This window comes from Streptomyces goshikiensis (assembly GCF_014650555.1).
Taxonomy (GTDB): domain Bacteria; phylum Actinomycetota; class Actinomycetes; order Streptomycetales; family Streptomycetaceae; genus Streptomyces; species Streptomyces goshikiensis.
The window spans coordinates 212,601-233,283 of record NZ_BMVE01000004.1 but is presented as its reverse complement, the minus strand read 5'-3'; the positions used below and the strand labels follow the sequence as shown (position 1 = coordinate 233,283).

General features: G+C 69.3%; 18 protein-coding genes and 1 tRNA gene. 8 read left to right on the top strand and 11 right to left on the bottom strand.

Going from position 1 to position 20,683, the window contains the following annotated elements:
* Positions 1–32 precede the first annotated feature (32 nt).
* From IE248_RS14375 to dnaA, 11 genes are all read right to left on the bottom strand, one after another.
* Positions 33–1,358, bottom strand: coding sequence for a hypothetical protein (locus IE248_RS14375; RefSeq protein ID WP_229895313.1), 1,326 nt, complete (start codon positions 1,356–1,358; stop codon positions 33–35).
* 149 nt (positions 1,359–1,507) lie between these two features.
* Positions 1,508–1,642, bottom strand: a complete 135-nt coding sequence (locus IE248_RS37345) for a DLW-39 family protein (RefSeq protein ID WP_208809277.1) — start codon at positions 1,640–1,642, stop codon at positions 1,508–1,510.
* 236 nt (positions 1,643–1,878) lie between these two features.
* A tRNA-Ile gene (locus tag IE248_RS14365) sits at positions 1,879–1,952 on the bottom strand.
* A gap of 95 nt (positions 1,953–2,047) precedes the next feature.
* A complete protein-coding gene (locus tag IE248_RS14360) occupies positions 2,048–2,800 on the bottom strand; it encodes a DUF3566 domain-containing protein (protein ID WP_073773989.1) in 753 nt (250 codons plus the stop codon).
* A 2-nt stretch (positions 2,801–2,802) separates the two neighbouring features.
* On the bottom strand, positions 2,803–5,448 hold the full coding sequence (gene gyrA / locus IE248_RS14355; RefSeq protein ID WP_037797878.1) for a DNA gyrase subunit A: 2,646 nt from the start codon (positions 5,446–5,448) through the stop codon (positions 2,803–2,805).
* 40 nt (positions 5,449–5,488) lie between these two features.
* Entirely contained in the window at positions 5,489–7,552 is a 2,064-nt protein-coding gene (gene gyrB, locus IE248_RS14350) for a DNA topoisomerase (ATP-hydrolyzing) subunit B (RefSeq protein ID WP_037795420.1), read from the bottom strand.
* A gap of 385 nt (positions 7,553–7,937) precedes the next feature.
* Complete coding sequence (locus IE248_RS14345) at positions 7,938–8,462, bottom strand: DciA family protein (RefSeq protein ID WP_008743891.1); 525 nt, start codon at positions 8,460–8,462, stop codon at positions 7,938–7,940.
* On the bottom strand, positions 8,459–9,595 hold the full coding sequence (gene recF, locus IE248_RS14340) for a DNA replication/repair protein RecF (RefSeq protein ID WP_008743890.1): 1,137 nt from the start codon (positions 9,593–9,595) through the stop codon (positions 8,459–8,461). Before recF ends, IE248_RS14345 begins: the two co-directional genes overlap by 4 nt.
* Positions 9,596–9,676: 81 nt before the next feature.
* Positions 9,677–10,552, bottom strand: coding sequence for a phosphogluconate dehydrogenase (NAD(+)-dependent, decarboxylating) (gene gnd / locus IE248_RS14335; protein WP_037797877.1), 876 nt, complete (start codon positions 10,550–10,552; stop codon positions 9,677–9,679).
* 226 nt (positions 10,553–10,778) lie between these two features.
* Complete coding sequence (gene dnaN, locus IE248_RS14330; protein ID WP_008743888.1) at positions 10,779–11,909, bottom strand: DNA polymerase III subunit beta; 1,131 nt, start codon at positions 11,907–11,909, stop codon at positions 10,779–10,781.
* 906 nt (positions 11,910–12,815) lie between these two features.
* Positions 12,816–14,603, bottom strand: coding sequence for a chromosomal replication initiator protein DnaA (dnaA, locus tag IE248_RS14325; RefSeq protein WP_073797762.1), 1,788 nt, complete (start codon positions 14,601–14,603; stop codon positions 12,816–12,818).
* 361 nt (positions 14,604–14,964) lie between these two features.
* Here dnaA and rpmH point away from each other — a divergent pair, with 361 nt between their 5' ends.
* From rpmH to IE248_RS14285, 8 genes are all read left to right on the top strand, one after another.
* Positions 14,965–15,102, top strand: coding sequence for a 50S ribosomal protein L34 (gene rpmH, locus IE248_RS14320; protein WP_008741645.1), 138 nt, complete (start codon positions 14,965–14,967; stop codon positions 15,100–15,102).
* Positions 15,103–15,123: 21 nt separating this feature from the next.
* Entirely contained in the window at positions 15,124–15,498 is a 375-nt protein-coding gene (gene rnpA / locus IE248_RS14315) for a ribonuclease P protein component (protein ID WP_008741646.1), read from the top strand.
* Positions 15,495–15,776: a membrane protein insertion efficiency factor YidD gene (gene yidD, locus IE248_RS14310; protein WP_008741647.1), complete on the top strand. Its 282-nt coding sequence runs from the start codon at positions 15,495–15,497 to the stop codon at positions 15,774–15,776. Before rnpA ends, yidD begins: the two co-directional genes overlap by 4 nt.
* Positions 15,777–15,779: 3 nt before the next feature.
* Positions 15,780–16,883 (top strand): membrane protein insertase YidC, encoded by a 1,104-nt coding sequence (yidC, locus tag IE248_RS14305; protein ID WP_008741648.1) that lies wholly within the window; start codon positions 15,780–15,782, stop codon positions 16,881–16,883.
* Between the two features lie 15 nt (positions 16,884–16,898).
* Positions 16,899–17,408 carry a Jag family protein gene (locus tag IE248_RS14300; RefSeq protein WP_008741649.1) on the top strand — a complete coding sequence of 170 codons (510 nt, stop codon included), beginning with the start codon at positions 16,899–16,901 and terminating at the stop codon, positions 17,406–17,408.
* Positions 17,409–17,512: 104 nt separating this feature from the next.
* Positions 17,513–18,229 carry a 16S rRNA (guanine(527)-N(7))-methyltransferase RsmG gene (gene rsmG / locus IE248_RS14295; protein ID WP_073797761.1) on the top strand — a complete coding sequence of 239 codons (717 nt, stop codon included), beginning with the start codon at positions 17,513–17,515 and terminating at the stop codon, positions 18,227–18,229.
* 254 nt (positions 18,230–18,483) lie between these two features.
* Positions 18,484–19,578, top strand: a complete 1,095-nt coding sequence (locus tag IE248_RS14290) for a ParA family protein (RefSeq protein WP_008741651.1) — start codon at positions 18,484–18,486, stop codon at positions 19,576–19,578.
* Positions 19,571–20,665 carry a ParB/RepB/Spo0J family partition protein gene (locus IE248_RS14285; RefSeq protein WP_008741652.1) on the top strand — a complete coding sequence of 365 codons (1,095 nt, stop codon included), beginning with the start codon at positions 19,571–19,573 and terminating at the stop codon, positions 20,663–20,665. Before IE248_RS14290 ends, IE248_RS14285 begins: the two co-directional genes overlap by 8 nt.
* Positions 20,666–20,683: the final 18 nt, after the last annotated feature.

The window sequence follows — 20,683 nt, the reverse complement described above, 5'->3', positions numbered from 1 at the left end:
ACCGAGCGACGGGCGGGGCTACGGACGTGGGGCTACGGGGTCCCGCGCCCCCGCCGCGCGAGCAGGATCCACCCTCCCAGCACGAGCAGCAGCAGCGCCCCGGCGCCGAACCCGGCCCCGGCGACGACCCCCATCGCCGAGCGGTTCTCGGCGGCGTCGGCGGCCTCCGGCGCGGTCAGCCCGTCCCTGGCGGCGTTCCGCTCGTCGGCGCCCACCCCGAACCCGGCGGCGCTCAGGCTCTCCCCGTACGCGGGCGCCTTGGCCGCGTCCCCGCTCACCTGCACGCGCAGGGTCAGCGGAACCGGGGTCGCGTCCTCGGTGAACTCCGCGACCTTCCCGCCCAGGGTCACGGCCAGGTAGTACCAGCCGGCCAGCCGTGTCCCGCGTACCTCCGCGTCGCTCGAAAAGCGGTTCTCGTACGCCACGGGCGCCGTCTTCGGCAGGGTCACGCCCGCCTGCTTGCCGTCGTAGGAGGTCTCCTTGGAGTCCACCAGGGCGCGGTACGGGCTGTACAGCGCGACGGAGAGCCCGTTGGAGGCGGAGCCGTACTGCTTGGTCATGGCGGCCTTGGCGATCTCGGCGCTGAGCCCGAGCTGCTGCCCCCAGTCGACCGGGACCCGGTAGTAGCGGGTCTGCCCGGGGCGCAGGTCGTCGCGCCACACCCCGCTGCCCAGGGCCCGGGCGTCGTTGAACCCGGTGCCGCCGGTGCGGGCCACCGGATCGGTGCCGGGGAGCGCGGGGGAGGCGGAGGGCCAGACGCTGGGCGCGGTGGTCGGGGCGCTGCCGGCGCCGAGGCCCGGTTCGCGCTGGATCTTCAACTCGACGGGCCACGCCCGCTGGTCGGAGTCCTTGGCGGCGGTACGGGTGACCCGCGCGAAGTAGGTGCCCCGGCCCTGGCACTCGGCGTCCTCCTCCAGCCGCCGCACGGCCACGGCGCTGACGGGGACGGGGTCGTAACCGAAGCCGGCCCGGCCGGTGTTGTTCTGGCAGCGCCGCCCCTCGGTGGTGATGATCTCCACCTCGATGCCGTCGCCGTAGCCGACCTTGGCCCCCCGCGGCGGCTGGACCACGGCCGAGACGTACACGCTGGAGTTGTCGTCGAGGCCCAGCCGGTAGAGGCGCTCCCCGGGGCCGAGGGTGTCCGAGTAGACCCCGCCCACGTCCACGAGCGGGGCGTCCGCCGTGGTGGGCTTGCCCTCGACCTTCTTGGCGCCCTCGGCGGGCCGGTACGCCGACCCCGCCTGCGGGGACGGCTCGGCGGCGTACGCGGCATGAGCGCCGTACCCGCCCCCCGGCGACCCCAGGACGGCGACGGCCGCCGCCAGGGCCACCGCCCCGGCCGGCGCCGTGCGCGGCACCCGGTTCCGAACGCGCCCCCGACCCATCACGCCCACCCCGCATTTGCTAGCGCAAGCCAAATCCTTGCAAACCGCAAGTTTCCGTCACGGAACAGCACAAAGCCCCGGCCGCAGCGGCAACCGGGGCTCCATGAGATCAATCTCGGGTCTCACACACCGGAACCAGAAGGCACGGAGTCAGTTGCCTCCGTCCACAGGTCCTGCTCGGCGCGGTCCGCCTGGATCTGGCGGTACACGAGGAGCCCGCCGATGGCGGCCAGTGCGACCAGGAGCAGCTTCTTCACCGCGCGACCTCGTCTTTCGTTGACGTTGGGGACTTCTGGCGGCCAACAATACACACCGACCGATACCGATCGGTTACCTGGGAAGGCCCCGGCGGACCCCGGCCGCCACGGCACCCGCACGGCACCGGGCACGGCACCGGGCACGGCACCGGCACGACGCCCGTGAGCCGTCGGCCCGCCAACTGACCCAACGACAAAGACCCCCGGGCCGGTGGGCCTGGGGGTCTTCGACACTGTGGGGCTAACAGGATTTGAACCTGTGGCCTCATCCTTATCAGGGATGCGCTCTAACCAACTGAGCTATAGCCCCATCCGCGCTGCGCGCTGACTCCTGAAGATTAGCGCACAGACGCGGTCCCGCCAAAATCCGTTCCTGCCGGGCGTCCGCGCAGGTCAATCAGCAGGTCACTCGTCCTCGGCGAGCGTGAGCTCCACGCCGCCGACGAACCCTGCCGACAGGTTGTAGATGAACGCGCCCAGCGTCGCCAGCGCCGTCGCCAGCACCACGTCGATCACCGCGATCACCGACGTGAAGATCAGTACGCGCGGCAGCGACAGGAACGACTGCAGGTCGAAGCCGTTGCCCTCGTTCGACCCGGTGGCCTCGCTGATGGTGCCGCCGACGGTCGAGAAGACGCCCATGGCGTCCATGACCATCCACAGCACCGCCGACGCCACGATGGTGCAGACGCCGAGCGCGATCGACAGCAGGAAGCTGACCTTCATCACCGACCACGGGTCGGCCTTCGCCACCCGCAGCCGCGCCTTGCGCGTCCTGGGCGCCGTACGGACCGCCGTACGGGCCTTCTTCTGCGCCGCGGCGGCAGCGGCGGCCTCCGAGCCGCCCCGCGGCGCACCCGGGCCCGAAGGCGCCGTGTGAGCCTGCGACGGCTGGTACGGCTGTGCGCCGCCGCCCTGTTCCTTGCCCGCGGCCGCGCCCGAGCCGGCGGCGCCCGCCGCCGTGCCCGTGCCCGAACCCTTGCCCGCGCCCGCCTTCGAGCCGTTCTTCGACTTCGACTGCGACTGCGGTCCTCGGGTATCCGTCACCGTTGTCCCCCTGCCTTCGGCGGTGGTGTCCCCACCCTGGGAGTCCGCGGCGGGGCCACGGGCACCATCCGCTCCAGTCTTTGCCGGTCCGGCGCCCGTGGCTCCACTCACGCTTACTCCTCGTGCTCCCCAGCCGAAGGCGACGTGCCCCCGGCGGCCTCGGCGGCCTGTCCTTCGACTGCCGCCTCGGTCGTCTCGGTATCGATGTCGATGTCGTTCTCGTCGACCTCGTCAGCATCCTGACCGGCCTCGGCGTTGCGCGCGATACCCACCACGGCATCCCGCTTGCCCAGATTGATCAGCTGGACGCCCATGGTGTCACGGCCGGTCTCCCTGACTTCGTTGACGCGCGTACGGATCACACCACCGCCGAGCGTGATGGCGAGAATCTCGTCCGTTTCGTCCACGACCAGGGCCCCGACGAGCGACCCGCGGTCCTCCACGATCTTGGCGGCCTTGATGCCCAGACCACCACGGCCCTGGACGCGGTACTCGTCCACCGGGGTCCGCTTGGCGTAACCGCCGTCGGTCGCCGTGAAGACGAACGTACCGGGGCGCACCACGCTCATGGAGAGCAGCTCGTCCCCCTCGCGGAAGCTCATGCCCTTCACACCCGAGGTCGCGCGGCCCATCGGACGCAGCGCCTCGTCGGTGGCCGTGAAGCGGATCGACTGCGCCTTCTTGCTGATCAGCAGCAGGTCGTCCTCGGCGGACACCAGCTCGGCGCCGATCAGCTCGTCGGCAGCGCCGTCGGCGCCGTCGGCGCCGGTCTCCCGGAGGTTGATCGCGATCACGCCACCCGAACGGGGCGAGTCGTAGTCCTTGAGCGCCGTCTTCTTCACCAGGCCGCCCTTGGTGGCCAGGATCAGGTACGGAGCGGCCTCGTAGTCGCGGATCGCGAGGATCTGGGCGATCTTCTCGTCCGGCTGGAAGGCCAGCAGGTTCGCCACGTGCTGCCCGCGCGCATCACGCCCGGCGTCCGGGAGCTCGTACGCCTTGGAGCGGTAGACCCGGCCCTTGTTCGTGAAGAACAGCAGCCAGTGGTGCGTGGTCGAGACGAAGAAGTGGTCGACGAGGTCGTCCTGCTTCAGCTTCGTGCCGCGCACGCCCTTGCCGCCGCGCTTCTGCGAGCGGTAGTCCTCGGTCTTGGTGCGCTTGACGTAGCCGCCGTGCGTGATCGTGACGACGATGTCCTCTTCGGCGATCAGGTCCTCCATGGACATGTCGCCGTCGAAGGGCACCAGCTTGGAGCGCCGGTCGTCGCCGAACTTCTCGACGATCGCCGCCAGTTCCTCGCTGACGATCGAGCGCTGCCGCGACTCGGAGCGCAGGATCTCGTTGTACTCGTTGATCTTGGCCTGGAGCTCGTCGTGCTCGGCGACGATCTTCTGCCGCTCCAGCGCCGCCAGGCGCCGCAGCTGCATCTCCAGGATCGCGTTCGCCTGGATCTCGTCGATCTCCAGCAGGCCCATCAGGCCCTCGCGCGCGATCTCGACGGTGTTGCTGCGCCGGATCAGCGCGATGACCTCGTCGATCGCGTCCAGCGCCTTGAGCAGACCGCGCAGGATGTGCGCCCGCTCCTCCGCCTTGCGCAGGCGGAACTTCGTGCGCCGGACGATGACCTCGATCTGGTGCGTCACCCAGTGGCGGATGAACGCGTCGATCGACAGCGTGCGCGGCACGCCGTCCACCAGCGCCAGCATGTTCGCGCCGAAGTTCGTCTGCAGGTCGGTGTGCTTGTACAGGTTGTTCAGCACGACCTTCGCGACAGCGTCGCGCTTGAGCACGATCACCAGGCGCTGCCCCGTCCGCGACGAGGTCTCGTCGCGCACGTCGGCGATGCCGCCGATCTTGCCGTCCTTCACCAGGTCGGCGATCTTCTGCGCCAGGTTGTCCGGGTTGGTCTGGTACGGAAGCTCCGTCACCACCAGGCACTGGCGGTTCTGGATCTCCTCGACCTCGACCACCGCGCGCATCGTGATCGAGCCGCGCCCGGTCCGGTACGCCTCCTCGATGCCCTTGCGGCCCACGACCAGCGCGCCCGACGGGAAGTCGGGGCCCTTGATCCGCTCGATGAGCGCGTCCTGCAGCTCCTCGTGCGAGGCGTCCGGGTGCTCCAGCGCCCACTGGGCGCCGGCCGCGACCTCGCGCAGGTTGTGCGGCGGGATGTTGGTGGCCATACCGACGGCGATACCGGCGGAGCCGTTGACCAGCAGGTTCGGGAACCGCGCCGGCAGGACGGTCGGCTCCTGGTTGCGGCCGTCGTAGTTGTCCGTGAAGTCGACGGTCTCCTCGTCGATGTCCCGGAGCATCTCCATGGCCAGCGGCATCAACTTGCACTCGGTGTAGCGCATCGCGGCCGCCGGGTCGTTGCCCGGAGAGCCGAAGTTGCCGTTCGAGTCCACCAGCGGCATCCGCAGCGACCACGGCTGGGCCAGGCGGACCAGGGCGTCGTAGATCGAGGAGTCACCGTGCGGGTGGTAGGTGCCCATGACGTCACCGACGACACGGGCGCACTTGTAGAAGCCCTTCTCGGGCCGGTAGCCGCCGTCGTACATCGCGTACAGCACACGACGGTGGACCGGCTTGAGGCCGTCCCGTACGTCGGGCAGCGCGCGGGAGACGATGACGGACATCGCGTAGTCGAGGTAGGAGCGCTGCATCTCCGTCTCGAGCCCGACGGGCTCGATCCGCAGCACGGGCTGCTCCTCCGCGGCGTTCTCTGCGTTCTCGGCAGTGGGAGTGGTTTCGTCGGCCATTGCTGGTCAGAAATCCTTTCAGGCGGTCAGCTGAGCCGACTCAGATGTCGAGGAACCGAACGTCCTTGGCGTTGCGCTGGATGAAGGAGCGCCGCGCCTCGACGTCCTCACCCATCAGCACCGAGAACAGGTCGTCGGCCTGCGCGGCGTCGTCCAGGGTGACCTGGCCGAGCACGCGGTGGTCCACGTCCATGGTGGTGATGCGCAGTTCCTCGGCGTTCATCTCGCCCAGACCCTTGAAGCGCTGGATCGAGTCTTCCTTGATCCGCTTGCCGTTCTGCTTGCCGAGCTCGACCAGGGCGTCGCGCTCACGGTCCGAGTACGCGTACTCGAAGTCGTCCCGGCCCCACTTGATCTTGTACAGCGGCGGGCGCGACAGGTACACGTGACCCGCCTCGACCAGCGGCCGCATGAAGCGGAACAGGAAGGTCAGCAGCAGGGTGTTGATGTGCTGGCCGTCGACGTCGGCGTCCGCCATCAGGATGATCTTGTGATAGCGGAGCTTCTCGATGTCGAAGTCCTCGTGCACACCGGTGCCGAAGGCGCTGATCAGCGCCTGGACCTCGGTGTTCTGGAGGATCTTGTCGATACGGGCCTTCTCGACGTTCAGGATCTTGCCGCGGATCGGCAGGATGGCCTGGTACATCGGGTTGCGGCCGGACTTCGCGGAACCACCGGCCGAGTCACCCTCGACGATGAAGATCTCGCACTTGGTCGGGTCGTTCGACTGGCAGTCCGAGAGCTTGCCCGGCAGCGAGGCGCTCTCCAGCAGACCCTTGCGGCGCGTCAGGTCGCGGGCCTTGCGGGCCGCGACGCGCGCCGTGGCCGCCTGGATCGACTTGCGGATGATGTCCGCGGCCTCGACCGGGTTGCGGTCGAACCAGTCGTTGAGGTGCTCGTGCACGACCTTCTGCACGAAGGTCTTGGCCTCCGTGTTGCCCAGCTTGGTCTTCGTCTGGCCCTCGAACTGCGGCTCGCCCAGCTTGACCGAGATGATCGCCGTCAGACCCTCGCGGATGTCCTCGCCGGCGAGGTTGTCGTCCTTCTCCCGCAGCAGCTTCTTGTCGCGCGCGTAGCGGTTCACCAGACCCGTCAGCGCCGCACGGAAGCCCTCCTCGTGCGTGCCGCCCTCGTGCGTGTGGATCGTGTTCGCGAAGGAGTAGACGCCCTCCGTGTACTGCGAGTTCCACTGCATCGCGATCTCGACCGAGAGCATGCGCTCCTTGTCCTCGGCCTCGACGTCGATGACGGTCGGGTGGATCATCTCGCCCTTGCGCGAGTTCAGGTACTTCACGAAGTCGACGATGCCGCCCTCGTAGTAGTACTTGACCGTGCGCGCGGGGGGCTCGACCGCGTCCGCGTCGGGGTCGTCCGCACCGACGGTCGCCTTCGCCGACTCGCGCTCGTCCGTCAGCGTCAGGGTCAGGCCCTTGTTGAGGAAGGCCATCTCCTGGAAGCGCCGCGACAGCGTCTCGAAGGAGTACTCGGTCGTCTCGAAGATGTCGCCGTCGGCCCAGAACGTGACCGTCGTGCCGTGCGCGTCGGTCTCCTCGTTCTTCGCGAGGGCGGCCGTGGGAGCGCCGAGCTTGTAGTCCTGGGTCCAGCGGTATCCGTCGCGCTTGACCTCGACCGCGACCTTCGTCGACAGGGCGTTCACGACGGACACGCCCACACCGTGCAGACCGCCGGAGACGGCGTAGCCGCCGCCGCCGAACTTGCCGCCCGCGTGCAGGACCGTCAGCACGACCTCGACGGCCGGCTTGCCCTCGGACGGCACGATGTCGACCGGGATGCCGCGGCCGTTGTCGACGACCCGCACACCGCCGTCGGCGAGGATCGTCACGTCGATGGTGTCCGCGTGCCCGGCCAGGGCCTCGTCGACCGAGTTGTCCACAACCTCGTAGACAAGGTGGTGCAGCCCGCGCTCACCGGTCGAGCCGATGTACATGCCCGGACGCTTGCGGACCGCGTCCAGGCCCTCGAGGACCTGGATCGCGCTGGCGTCGTACGAGGCGGTTACCTCGCCGTTCTCGCCGGCTGTGGACTCGTTCTTCTCGTTGGGGTTGCCGGAATCGGCCACGAAGCGCCCTTTCTGGCACAGCACAGGCCGTACTCCGGGCCAGCAGGCATGCAAGCGGGAGCGGCTGCGTCGATCTGCGTTGTCAGCGTGTATCAGCTAGATCCCGCGAGCGCGCGGGATTCGCTTCAGTCTACCGGTACCACGGACATGAATGGGGGTTTGCCGGTACCTGAGTCCGCATGTGCCGCCCTGAACCTCCTCTCTCCGACTCCCCATATCCGGGAAGGGGCTCAAAGAGGCTCACGCGGGCATCCAGCGCTTCGGCCTGTCAACCTCCCGCTACGGTGAGGGACGCCACCCGGCGCCGGGTGGCGAGGCGGGCGCCGCAGACCCTCGCCCGGGCCGCCGTACACCCGTTCGGCGCAGTGCGCGGGCCGCCGCCGGGCGGGCCGCGCAGGCGGTGCGGGGCTCAGGAGTACGTGTCCCCCGGGCCCGTGCTCCCCGGCGCCCGCCACGGCCCGTACCGCTTCGGCCGCCCGCCCGGGCCCTGCACCTTGATCAGCCGTACGGTGCCCTGCCCCAGGTCGGCGTTGAGCCGCGCCACCAGCTGCGGGGCCAGCAGCTTCAGCTGCGCCGCCCACGCCGAGGAATCGCACCGCACCACCAGTTCACGGTCCTCGTAGCGCTCCGGTTCACAATGCGCCGCGATCTCCGGTCCGACGATCTCCGGCCAGCGCTCCATCACGCCCGCCACCGCCATCGGCATCTCCCAGCCGCGCTCGGTCCGCAGCCGGTCCAGCGCCGCCATCAACGGCATCGGATCCCGGCCGTCCGCCCGCGCGCCCGACCGCAGCCCCGGATGCTGCCGCTTCTTCCCGGCCGCCGCGTTGCCCCGCGCCCGCGCCTGCTCCCGGGCCGCCGCCAGCGCCTGCCGCGCCAGGTCGACCCCGGACGGCTCCGGGGCCTTGCGCGGCTCCCGCTCCTGCTCGTTCACAGCCGGGTCACCTCACCGCCGGACACCCCGAACCGCGCTCCCACCAACACACCCGGAACGTCATCGTCCACCGCCGCCGTCACCAGCACCTGCTCACCCGGGGCCACCAGCTCCGCCAGCCGCTCCCGGCGCCGCGCGTCCAGCTCCGCGAACACGTCGTCCAGGATCAGCACCGGCTCCGCGCCCTCGGAGCGCAGCAGCTCGTACGAGGCCAGCCGCAGCGCCAGCGCGTACGACCAGGACTCGCCGTGGCTCGCGTACCCCTTGGCCGGCAGCTCGCCGAGGCGCAGCAGCACGTCGTCGCGGTGCGGGCCCACCAGGGTCACGCCCCGCTCGATCTCCTGCTTGCGCACGTCGGACAGCGCGCCCAGCAGCACCTCGTACAGCGCTTCCCGGGTCCGCGCCTCGCCGCTGTCCACCGCCTCGCCCGCCGAGGACTTGTAGGCCAGCCCCAGCGGGCCGCCGCCGGGCGCGAGCTGCTCGTACGCCTTGTCCGCCAGCGGCAGCATCGTCGCGATCAGGTCGAGGCGCTGTGCCAGCAGCTCCGCGCCCGCGCGCGCGAGGTGCTGGTCCCACACGTCGAGGGTGGACAGGTCCATGGACCGGCCACCGTGCCGGCGGGCCATCGCCGCCGACTTCAGCAGCGTGTTGCGCTGCTTGAGCACCCGCTCGTAGTCGGAGCGCACCGCCGCCATCCGCGGCGAGCGCGCCGTGACCAGCTCGTCGAGGAACCGGCGCCGCTCGCCCGGATCCCCTTTCACCAGCGCCAGGTCCTCCGGCGCGAACAGCACCGTGCGTACGATCCCCAGCACGTCCCGGGGTCTGACCTGCGAGGACCGGTTGATCCGGGCCCGGTTCGCCCGCCCCGGGTTCAGCTCCAGCTCCACCAGCTGCTGGCGCTCGCCCTGGGTGACGGCCGCGCGGATGACCGCCCGGTCCGCGCCCATCCGTACCAGGGGGGCGTCCGAGGACACCCGGTGGCTGCCCAGCACCGCCAGGTAGCCGATCGCCTCCACCAGGTTCGTCTTGCCCTGGCCGTTGGGGCCCACGAAAGCCGTGACGCCCGGGTCGAGGGGAACCTCGGCCCGGGCGTAGGAGCGGAAGTCGGCCAGTGAGAGATGCGAAACGTGCATACGGCGCCGACCTCCCCCGGCTTCCTGCTGCTCTTTTCCTACGTTGTCACCGCTGTGCGGCCCGGCCCGTGGACGGGGCCGCTACTTCTTCTCCACCGCGTGGCCGCCGAACTGGTTGCGCAGCGCGGCGATCATCTTCATCTGCGGGGAGTCGTCCTGACGCGAGGCGAACCGCGCGAACAGCGAGGCGGTGATCGCGGGCAGCGGCACGGCGTTGTCGATCGCCGCCTCCACCGTCCAGCGGCCCTCGCCCGAGTCCTGCGCGAAGCCCCGCAGCTGCTCCAGGTGCTCGTCCTCGTCCAGCGCGTTCACCGCGAGGTCCAGCAGCCAGGAGCGGATGACCGTGCCCTCCTGCCAGGACCGGAACACCTCGCGGACGTCGGTGACCGAGTCCACCTTCTCCAGGAGCTCCCAGCCCTCGGCGTAGGCCTGCATCATGGCGTACTCGATGCCGTTGTGGACCATCTTCGCGAAGTGGCCGGCGCCGACCTTGCCCGCGTGCACCGCGCCGAACTCGCCCTCGGGCTTGAGGGCGTCGAAGACCGGCTGGACGGTCGCGACGTGCTCCTTGTCGCCTCCGTACATCAGCGCGTAGCCGTTCTCCAGACCCCACACGCCGCCGGAGACGCCGCAGTCGACGAAGCCGATGCCCTTGGCCTTCAGTTCCTCGGCGTGCTTCTCGTCGTCGGTCCAGCGGGAGTTGCCGCCGTCGACGACGATGTCGCCCGGGGACAGCAGCTCCGCGAGCTCGTCGACGGTGGACTGCGTCGCCGCGCCCGCGGGGACCATCACCCACACCACGCGGGGGGCCTGCAGGCTGTCCACAAGTTCCGACAGGCTGTGGACGTCGGCGAGGTCCGGGTTGCGGTCGTATCCGATGACGGTGTGGCCGGCGCGGCGGATGCGCTCGCGCATGTTGCCGCCCATCTTGCCGAGACCGACGAGACCAAGCTCCATCAGGTGGTTCCTTAAGCGTTGTGGCCGTCTGTGCCGGGGTTCCCCTGCTACCCGGGGACACCCCCGGCCCCGAGCCTACGCCCGGCCGCCCTGCCGGGCCCCACGGGCGCTCCAGAGCGCCCGCAGGAGGGTCCGTGGGCCCCGCGCGCCGGGGCGGACGAAGGGGGACGAACGCCGTCGGGCCCGGTCCCGCAGCCTGCGAGACCGGGCCCGACGTACGAAGGCGTCAGCCGGACAGGCGCACCGGCATGATCAGGTACTTGTAGGCCTCGTCCGCCTCGGCGTCGACCGCCGGGCGGCCGCTGAGCAGCGCCGGCTTGGTGGAGGTGGTGAAGCTGAGCTGGGCGGCCGGCGAGTCGATCGCGCTGAGGCCGTCCAGCAGGAAGGTCGGGTTGAAGGCGATCGAGATGTCGTCGCCCTCCAGGTTGGCGTCGACGCGCTCCACAGCCTGTGCGTCGTCGGAGGAACCGGCCTCCAGGATGAGCACGCCCTGCTCGAAGCTCAGGCGGACCGGGGTGTTGCGCTCGGCGACCAGGGCCACGCGCTTGACGGCCTCGACGAACGGGGCGGTCTCGATCACGGCGATGGAGTTGAACTCCGTCGGGAACAGCGTGCGGTACTTCGGCAGGTCGCCTTCGAGCAGCCGGGTGGTGGTGCGGCGGCCGGCGCCCTCGAAGCCGATGAGGCCCTCGCCCGCGCCGGAGCCCGACAGCGCCAGGGTGACGGTGTCACCGCTGGTCAGGGACTTGGCGGTGTCCAGCAGCGTCTTCGCCGGCACCAGGGCCACGGCGGAGGCGTCCGGGTTCTCCGGCTTCCACAGGAACTCGCGGACCGCGAAGCGGTAGCGGTCGGTGGAGGCGAGGGTGACGCGGTCGCCCTCGATCTCGATGCGGACACCGGTCAGCACGGGCAGCGTGTCGTCGCGGCCGGCGGCGATGGCGACCTGGGCCGCCGCGGAGGCGAAGACCTCGCCGGGCACGGTGCCGGTCGCGGTCGGCATCTGCGGCAGCGCCGGGTACTCCTCCACAGGAAGGGTGTGGAGTGTGAATCGCGAGGAGCCGCAGACCACGGTCGCCCGTACACCGTCTGTGGAAATCTCCACCGGTCGGTTGGGGAGGGCGCGGCAGATGTCGGCGAGCAGCCGGCCGGAGACCAGGACGGTGCCGTCCTCCTCGACGTCCGCCTCGACGGAGACGCGGGCCGAGACCTCGTAGTCGAAGCCGGAGAGGCTCAGCGTGCCCTCCTCGGCCTTGAGCAGCAGGCCCGCGAGGACGGGCACCGGCGGCCGGGCCGGGAGGCTACGGGCCGCCCAGGCCACCGCCTCCGCGAGTACGTCGCGCTCCACCCGGATCTTCACCGGAACCGCCTCCTGCTGTTGCTCGCTCGTCTGGCCGGCCTTCGTCTTCGGCTCCCGGTGCCTCCCGGTCTCGGCGGACCGGGGCCTCGGTGCCGGGGACCAGTCTGACGTACGGCGCCGACAGTCGTCGCGGCTGGCGGTCAAGTCGGGAGCGCGGCGGCGGCGAGGCTGCCCACCGAGTTGTGCACAGGACCTGCTTGAAAACCGAAACCGGCCTCAATCTCTATGGGGGTAGTAGTAGGGCCTGTGGAAACGGTGGATAAGCCCGTTCTCGCAGGTCAGCCCACGTTTTTTATCCCCACACCCTGTGGGTGACACCGGTGGAAAACAGGGGTGTGCTGTGGAGAACGAAAAGTTCTGCACAGGCCGTCCCCAGGTGACCCCGAGTACTCCACAGCTGCGTCCCCAGCTTTTCCCCAGTACTCCACAGCCCAAACGTCTACTTCTGTGTGACCGCTTTCACTCGGGGCGGTGAGAGGGGGTGGTGCGTTGCCGAACAGTGGACAACGGTGTGGGTAACTCGTCGGATCCTGTGCACAGGATGCGGCAACCTGTGGGTCGACGGTGGACAGAGGCGTGGATGAGGCTGTGGATGAATATTCTGTCCACAGCCTGTGGATGACGCTTGCGCACAATTCCACAGGTGGCTGACCTGGGCTGATGGTGCCTCAACCAGCGAGCCTGTGGACAGATTGTGGGTGACGGAACCCGTCCCCAGGGTGTGGACGGAAAAAAGTCGGTGAATCTGTGGATGAGTTGGCCCGTTGGGGGCGCATTCGAACAGGTTGGGGGCGCGGGGCTGAAGGAGGGCGCCCCCCAAGTACTCCGGGAGCGCCCTGTAGAAACGTTTGAGGGGGCCGCGGAAGGGCCCTCGCAGACCCTCACACGGCCCCCTCAGGGCGCGCGTCAGCCGTTCTTGATGCGGTTGGTGAGCTCCGTGACCTGGTTGTAGATGGAGCGTCGTTCCGCCATGAGGGCGCGGATCTTGCGGTCCGCGTGCATGACGGTGGTGTGGTCGCGGCCGCCGAACTGGGCCCCGATCTTGGGCAGCGAGAGGTCGGTGAGCTCCCGGCAGAGGTACATCGCGATCTGCCGGGCGGTGACCAGGACCCGGCTGCGCGAGGAGCCGCACAGGTCGTCCACCGTCAGGCCGAAGTAGTCGGCGGTGGCGGCCATGATGTCCGAGGCGGTGATCTCCGGTGCGCTGTCCTCGCCGCCCGGGATCAGGTTCTTGAGGACGTCCTCGGTCAGGCCCAGGTCGACCGGCTGCCGGTTCAGGCTCGCGAAGGCCGTGACCCGGATCAGCGCCCCCTCCAGCTCGCGGATGTTGCGCGAGATGCGGGAGGCGATGAACTCCAGTACCTCCGGCGGGGCGTTGAGCTGCTCCTGGACGGCCTTCTTGCGCAGGATCGCGATACGGGTCTCCAGCTCGGGCGGCTGGACGTCGGTGATCAGGCCCCACTCGAAGCGGTTGCGGAGCCGGTCCTCCAGGGTGACGAGCTGCTTGGGCGGCCGGTCGGAGGAGAGCACGATCTGCTTGTTGGCGTTGTGGAGCGTGTTGAAGGTGTGGAAGAACTCCTCCTGCGTCGACTCCTTGCTCGCGAGGAACTGGATGTCGTCGACGAGCAGGATGTCCATCTCGCGGTAGCGCTTGCGGAACGCGTCGCCCTTGCCGTCGCGGATGGAGTTGATGAACTCGTTGGTGAACTCCTCGGAGCTCACGTAGCGCACGCGCGTGCCGGGGTAGAGGCTCCGCGCGTAGTGCCCGATCGCGTGCAGCAGGTGGGTCTTGCCGAGGCCCGACTCCCCATAGATGAAGAGGGGGTTGTACGCCTTCGCGGGCGCCTCGGCGACGGCCACCGCGGCGGCGTGCGCGAAGCGGTTGGAGGCGCCGATGACGAACGTGTCGAAGAGGTACTTGGGGTTCAGCCGGGCGGTCGGCTCCAGCGGGCCCGAGGTGGAGCCGCCGGAGGACGCCGGCGGCGCGGGCCGGCCGGGCGCGGGGCGCGGGGCCGGCTGTTCGTACTGCTGCTGCTCGTACTGGTGGTTCTGCTGGGGCTCGTACCCGGACTGCTCGTACTTCTGCTGCTCGTACTTCTGCTGTTCATAGGAGCCCTGGTCGTAGCCGGAGGGCTCGGACTGCTGGAGGTAGCCGGGCTGCGGGGAGGCGTAGGGGTCGCGCTCGGGGAAGCCGCCGAGGCGGGGCTGCTGCCAGCCGTAGTCGTCCTGCTGTCCGCCGCGGGGCCAGGCGCCGGGCTCGGGGCGCTGCTGCTGGTAGTCCGGGTAGGCGGGGCGGGCGGTGGGCAGCTGGTCGTCGGAGGGGCCGCCGCCGTGGCCGCCCGGTCCGCCGGGGCGCTGGCCGCCGTACGGCTCGTAGGCGTCGCGCTGCGAGGAGGACGGGGCCGGGGGCGCGGGCTCGCCGGCGGAGTCGTCCACGGTGATGGCGATCCGGATGGGGCGGCCGCACTCGCGGCTGAGGGCGTCGCTGATGAGGGGGGCGAGGCGGCCTTCGAGGACGCGCTTGCCCCATTCATTGGGGACGGCGAGGAGTGCGGTGTCGGCGACGAGGGCCAGGGGCTGGCAGCGTTCGACCCACTGCTTGTCCTTGGGCTCGATCCCTTGCTGGCCCTCCCCGAGGAGCTTTTCGAGCACTCGTGGCCACACTGCGGCAAGATCGGCAGGTACGTCAGCCACAGAGCACGCTCTCTCACAGGTCCCGGTCCCACGTATGTGTGGTTCTTTGGGACGGTCGGGACAAAAGAATCCGGGATCAGACAACGGTAGTCAGGCCGGTGGGTAGGGTTCAAGTCGTTGTCCACAGCCTGTGCACAGTGTGGGGCACCGATGGCTCGGTTTGACCGGATGGCGTAGCCGCGCGTACCGTAACGAGGTCGAGTTGTCGATGGCTGCTGCCGCCTGCCTACCGATGGGCGAAGATCACGAATTGTGATCATTTAGCGGTGCCACTCGGGCGAACACGCGAGTTTCCTTCGTGGGCGCACGGTGACAGCCAGGCGATGTCCCGCCACAACGATTCATTCTCTGGAGCCCCCGAGTGAGCAAGCGCACCTTCCAGCCGAACAACCGCCGTCGTGCCAAGACCCACGGCTTCCGCCTGCGGATGCGTACCCGTGCCGGTCGCGCGATCCTCGCGAACCGTCGTGGCAAGGGCCGCGCCGCCCTTTCCGCGTAACAACACGCAGGTCATGACGTCGTGCTGTCTCCCGAAAATCGGCTGAGGCGGCGCGAGGACTTCGCGAGCGCGGTGCGCCGAGGGCGGCGGGCAGGTCGCCCGCTCCTCGTCGTCCACCTACGTACAAGCGGTGCAACGGACCCGCACGAGCCGGGGGAGATCGATCCCTCGACGCGTGCGGGTTTCGTCGTCAGCAAGGCTGTCGGCATCGCTGTGGTCCGTAACCGGGTGAAGCGCCGTTTGCGCCATCTCGTACGGGAGCGGCTGTCTCAGCTGCCCCCCGGTAGCCTGGTGGTGGTGCGGGCTCTGCCCGGATCGGGTGATGCCGGCCTTGACGAGCTGGCCCGTGACCTGGATGCCGCCTTGGCGCGGCTGCTGGGAGGCACGGCTCGATGAAGTACCCGCTGCTCGCTTTGATCAAGCTGTACCAGTGGACGATCAGTCCGCTGCTCGGCCCGGTGTGCCGTTATTACCCGTCGTGCTCGCGCTACGGATTCACGGCCATCGACCGGCATGGTGCGGTCAAGGGGACCGTCCTGACCGCCTGGCGGATCCTGCGGTGCAATCCGTGGTCCCCGGGCGGTGTGGATCACGTCCCACCCCGTAAACGCCCGCGTTGGCACGAGCAGCTGCGCAGTGCGTTGCGTAGATCTCGCAATGCTCAAGGAGCCTGATTAGTGGACACGATTGCCGGTCTGTTCAGCTTTATCACCACGCCTGTCTCGTGGGTCATCGTCCAGTTCCACAGCGTGTACGGCGCGATCTTCGGCGCGGACAGCGGCTGGGCCTGGGGCTTGTCCATCGTGTCCCTGGTGATCTTGATTCGTATCTGCCTGATCCCGCTCTTCGTGAAGCAGATCAAGGCGACGCGAGGCATGCAGGCGCTCCAGCCGAAGATGAAGGCGATCCAGGAGCGCTACAAGAACGACAAGCAGCGTCAGTCCGAAGAGATGATGAAGCTGTACAAGGAGACGGGTACCAACCCGCTCTCCTCGTGCCTTCCGATCCTGGCGCAGTCCCCGTTCTTCTTCGCGCTGTACCACGTGCTGTCGGCCATCGCCAACGGCCAGACCATCGGCGTCATCAACCAGTCGCTGCTGGAGAGCGCCCGTCAGGCGCACATCTTCGGTGCGCCGCTGGCCGCGAAGTTCACGGACAGCGCCGAGAAGGCCGCGAGCCTGAACGCCTCGATCACCGATGTGCGCATCGTCACCGCGGTCATGATCGTCCTGATGTCGCTGTCGCAGTTCTACACGCAGCGCCAGCTGATGCAGAAGAACGTCGACCTCTCGGTCAAGACGCCGTTCATGCAGCAGCAGAAGATGCTGATGTACATCTTCCCGGTGATCTTCGCCGTGATGGGCATCAACTTCCCCGTCGGTGTCCTCGTCTACTGGCTGACCACGAACGTGTGGACCATGGGCCAGCAGATGTACGTGATCAACCAGAACCCGACGCCGGGCAGCAAGGCGCAGGACCAGTACCTGACCCGTCTGCTGAAGCACGTGAGCTCGCACGGTGACGTCAAGGGCCGGGGCAAGAAGAAGATCGTCGCGGCGATCGTGGCCAAGGGCCCGGACCGCAACGACAACGAGCGCAAGTTCATCACGGCGCTGACCAAGCAGGGCATGGCCGCTCAGGCGGACGGTTCCGTGATCAAGAGTTCCGAGGCCACGGCCGACGCCGATGCGGCGAGCGGTGGTGCTCCGAAGCGACAGCAGCCCAAGAGGCAGTCGAAGTCGCAGCGTCAGACGCCCCCCAGCAAGCCCTCCAAGAAGTAAGAAGGAGTCCCTCCCGTGACGGAAGGCACCACCACCGCCGCCGCTGAGAGTGGCGACACCCTGACCCGCCTTGAGCAGGAGGGTGAGATCGCGGCCGATTACCTTGAGGGTCTGCTGGACATCGCCGACCTGGACGGCGACATCGACATGGACGTCGAGGCCGACCGTGCCGCGGTGTCGATCGTCAGTGACTCCGCCCGTGACCTGCAGAAGCTCGTGGGCCGCGACGGTGAGGTTCTGGAGGCTCTGCAGGAGCTGACCCGCCTCGCCGTGCACCGGGAGACCGGGGACCGCAGCCGTCTGATGCTGGACATCGCCGGCTTCCGTGCGAAGAAGCGCGAGGAGCTCGCGGCGCTGGGCGCGCAGGCCGCGGCCGATGTGAAGGCCTCGGGCGAGCCGCTGAAGCTCGCTCCGATGACGCCGTTCGAGCGCAAGGTCGTCCACGACGCCGTGGCGGCCGCCGGTCTCAAGAGCGAGTCCGAGGGCGAGGAGCCGCAGCGCTTCGTCGTTGTGCTCCCGGCCTGACCGGAAGTGTGTGTGGTCGGCCCCGTCTGGATCGCAGGCGGGGCCGATGTTTGTAAGCCTGACAGTTGACGACACCATCGGTTCTGTACGGAAGGACGGTCCCCGTGACGGAGGCAGCGGAGCTTCCCCCGGCGCCTGAAGAGGCGCGCGCGGTGTTCGGTGAGTTTTTCCCGGAAGCTGTGCGGTATGCGGAGCTGCTGGCGGATGCGGGTGTCCAGCGGGGCCTGATCGGTCCGCGTGAGGTGCCGCGGCTGTGGGAGCGGCACCTGCTGAACTGCGCGGTGCTGTCGGAGGTGGTGCCCGAGGGCGTCACCGTGTGCGACGTGGGCTCGGGGGCCGGCCTGCCCGGCATCCCGCTGGCCCTGGTACGGCGCGACCTGAAGATCACGCTGCTTGAGCCGCTGCTGCGACGGACGAACTTCCTCCAGGAGGCCGTGGAGCTGCTGGGCCTGGACCATGTCACGGTGGTGCGCGGCCGGGCCGAAGAGGTTCTGGGCAAGCTGCAGCCGGTGCATGTGGTGACGGCGCGAGCGGTGGCTCCGCTGGACCGGCTGGCCGGCTGGGGTGTGCCGCTGCTGCGTCCCTACGGCGAGATGCTGGCCCTGAAGGGTGACACCGCCGAGGAAGAGCTGGTGTCGGCGAAGGTCGCGCTGACGAAGCTCGGTGTGGTGAAGACCTCGGTACTCCATGTGGGCGAGGGCGTCGTGGATCCGCTGTCGACCGTGGTGCGGGTCGAGGTGGGGGAGAGCCCCGGCGGCGTGCGCTTCGCAGCGAAGCGGGCGAAGGCGGCTCGGGTGAGCCGTACGCGTCGGCGTCGCTGACACCCCTGTTCCCTTGGGAATGAGGGCCCGTTGCGCCCTATAGGTATGGATTTCGGAGTGTCGTAGGGGCCGGATGACTCGGCCCGGGCATCGTGTTTCACGTGAAACGTCGCTCTCTGCTGCACGGAATCATCAGCCGCGGTCGCGCCGCTGCGTCCCCCCGTCCCCGCAAGGGAGCAGGGGGGACGGAGTTGTCCACATCGGTGGATTCATCCACAGGAGTACGGGCCCCGCTGGTTCGCGACCCCGGGGTCATGGCAGGCTCTGTTCATCGCGAGCCCGCTGTCGAGGAGAGTGACACCGTGCGGTCCGACGCCAACCTCGCGGGGCCGATGGCCGATCCGGTCCCCGGTCCCCGCTCTGAATCGGCGGCGGACGATGTTTCACGTGAAACATCGTCTCCGCCCCTTGTAGACAACGACGCCCCCATCGGCCGAGCCGCTCAGCTGGCCGTCGATGCGCTGGGCCGTGCCGGTGAGCGGCTGCCGCGTCCGGCGCAGACCCGGATCATGGTGGTGGCCAACCAGAAGGGCGGCGTGGGCAAGACCACGACGACCGTCAATCTGGCGGCCTCTCTGGCCCTGCACGGGGCGCGCGTCCTGGTGGTCGACCTCGACCCGCAGGGCAATGCCTCCACGGCACTGGGTATCGACCACCACGCGGATGTGCCGTCGATCTACGACGTGCTCGTGGACAGCCGTCCGCTGCTGGAGGTCGTCCAGCCGGTGGTGGACGTGGAGGGCCTGTTCTGCGCTCCGGCCACCATCGACCTGGCGGGTGCCGAGATCGAGCTGGTGTCGCTGGTGGCGCGGGAGAGCCGGCTTCAGCGGGCGATCCAGGCGTACGAGCAGCCGCTGGACTACATCCTGATCGACTGCCCGCCGTCGCTGGGCCTGCTGACCGTGAACGCCATGGTGGCGGGCGCGGAGGTGCTGATCCCGATCCAGTGCGAGTACTACGCGCTGGAGGGTCTGGGGCAGCTGCTGCGCAATGTCGACCTGGTGCGGGCGCACCTGAATCCGACGCTGCACGTCTCGACGATCCTGCTGACGATGTACGACGGCAGGACGCGGCTGGCCTCGCAGGTGGCGGAGGAGGTGCGTACGCACTTCGGCAAGGAGGTGCTGCGCACGAGCATCCCGCGGTCGGTGCGCATCTCCGAGGCCCCCAGCTACGGGCAGACGGTGCTCACCTATGACCCGGGGTCCAGCGGTTCGCTGTCCTACCTCGAAGCGGCGCGGGAGATCGCGCTGCGGGGGGCCGGAATTTCGTACGACGCCTCGCAGGCCCATCTGGGCGCGGGCATGAACAGCACGCAGAGCATGGCGGAGGGGATCCACAGTGAGTGAGCGACGTAGGGGTCTGGGGCGGGGGCTCGGCGCGCTGATTCCCGCCGCTCCGCAGGAGAAGACGCCGCAGGCGATGGGCGGAGGGTCGGCGTCCGCGTCGGCCGTTCCGGTGCTGACCTCGGAGCGCGGGATCGCGGCGGCGAAGCTGGCCGCGCTGGCGCAGGCGGATGGATCACTGGAGCCGTCCCCGGCGGTGGCCGGGGGAGCGACGTCGCCGAGTGAGCCGGAGCCGGCGACGAACGAGGTGGCGGGGGCGACGTTCGCGGAGCTTCCGATGGACTCGATCACCCCGAATCCGCGGCAGCCGCGTGAGGTGTTCGACGAGGACGCGCTGGCGGAGCTGGTCACCTCCATCCAGGAGGTGGGTCTGCTCCAGCCGGTGGTGGTGCGACAGGCGGCCCCGGGCCGCTACGAGCTCATCATGGGCGAGCGCCGGTGGCGTGCCTGCCGGGAAGCCGGGCTGGAGCGCATCCCGGCGATCATCCGGGCGACGGATGACGAGAAGCTCCTCCTGGACGCGCTCCTGGAGAACCTTCACCGGGCGCAGCTGAATCCGCTGGAGGAGGCGGCCGCGTACGACCAGCTGCTGCGGGACTTCAACTGCACGCACGACCAGCTGGCGGACCGGATCGGGCGTTCGCGTCCGCAGGTGTCGAACACGCTGCGGCTGCTGAAGCTGTCGGCGTCGGTTCAGCGCCGGGTGGCGGCGGGCGTGCTGTCGGCGGGGCACGCGAGGGCGCTGCTGTCGGTGAGCGATTCCGAGACGCAGGACAAGCTGGCGCACCGGATCGTGGCCGAGGGGCTGTCGGTGCGCGCGGTCGAGGAGATCGTGGCGCTGATGTCCTCGGAGCCCGAGAGCGTGGTGAAGCCGAAGGGCCCGCGTGCGGGTACCCGGGTGGCTCCGGCGCTCAGTCAGCTGGCGACGCGGCTGTCCGACCGGTTCGAGACGCGGGTGAAGGTGGACCTGGGCCAGAAGAAGGGCAAGATCACCGTCGAGTTCGCGTCGATGGAGGATCTGGAGCGGATTCTGGGCACGCTGGCGCCGGGCGAGGGCCGGGTGCTGGAGCAGGGTCTTCCCGGGGAGTGATGCCCGGGTTCCGCCGTG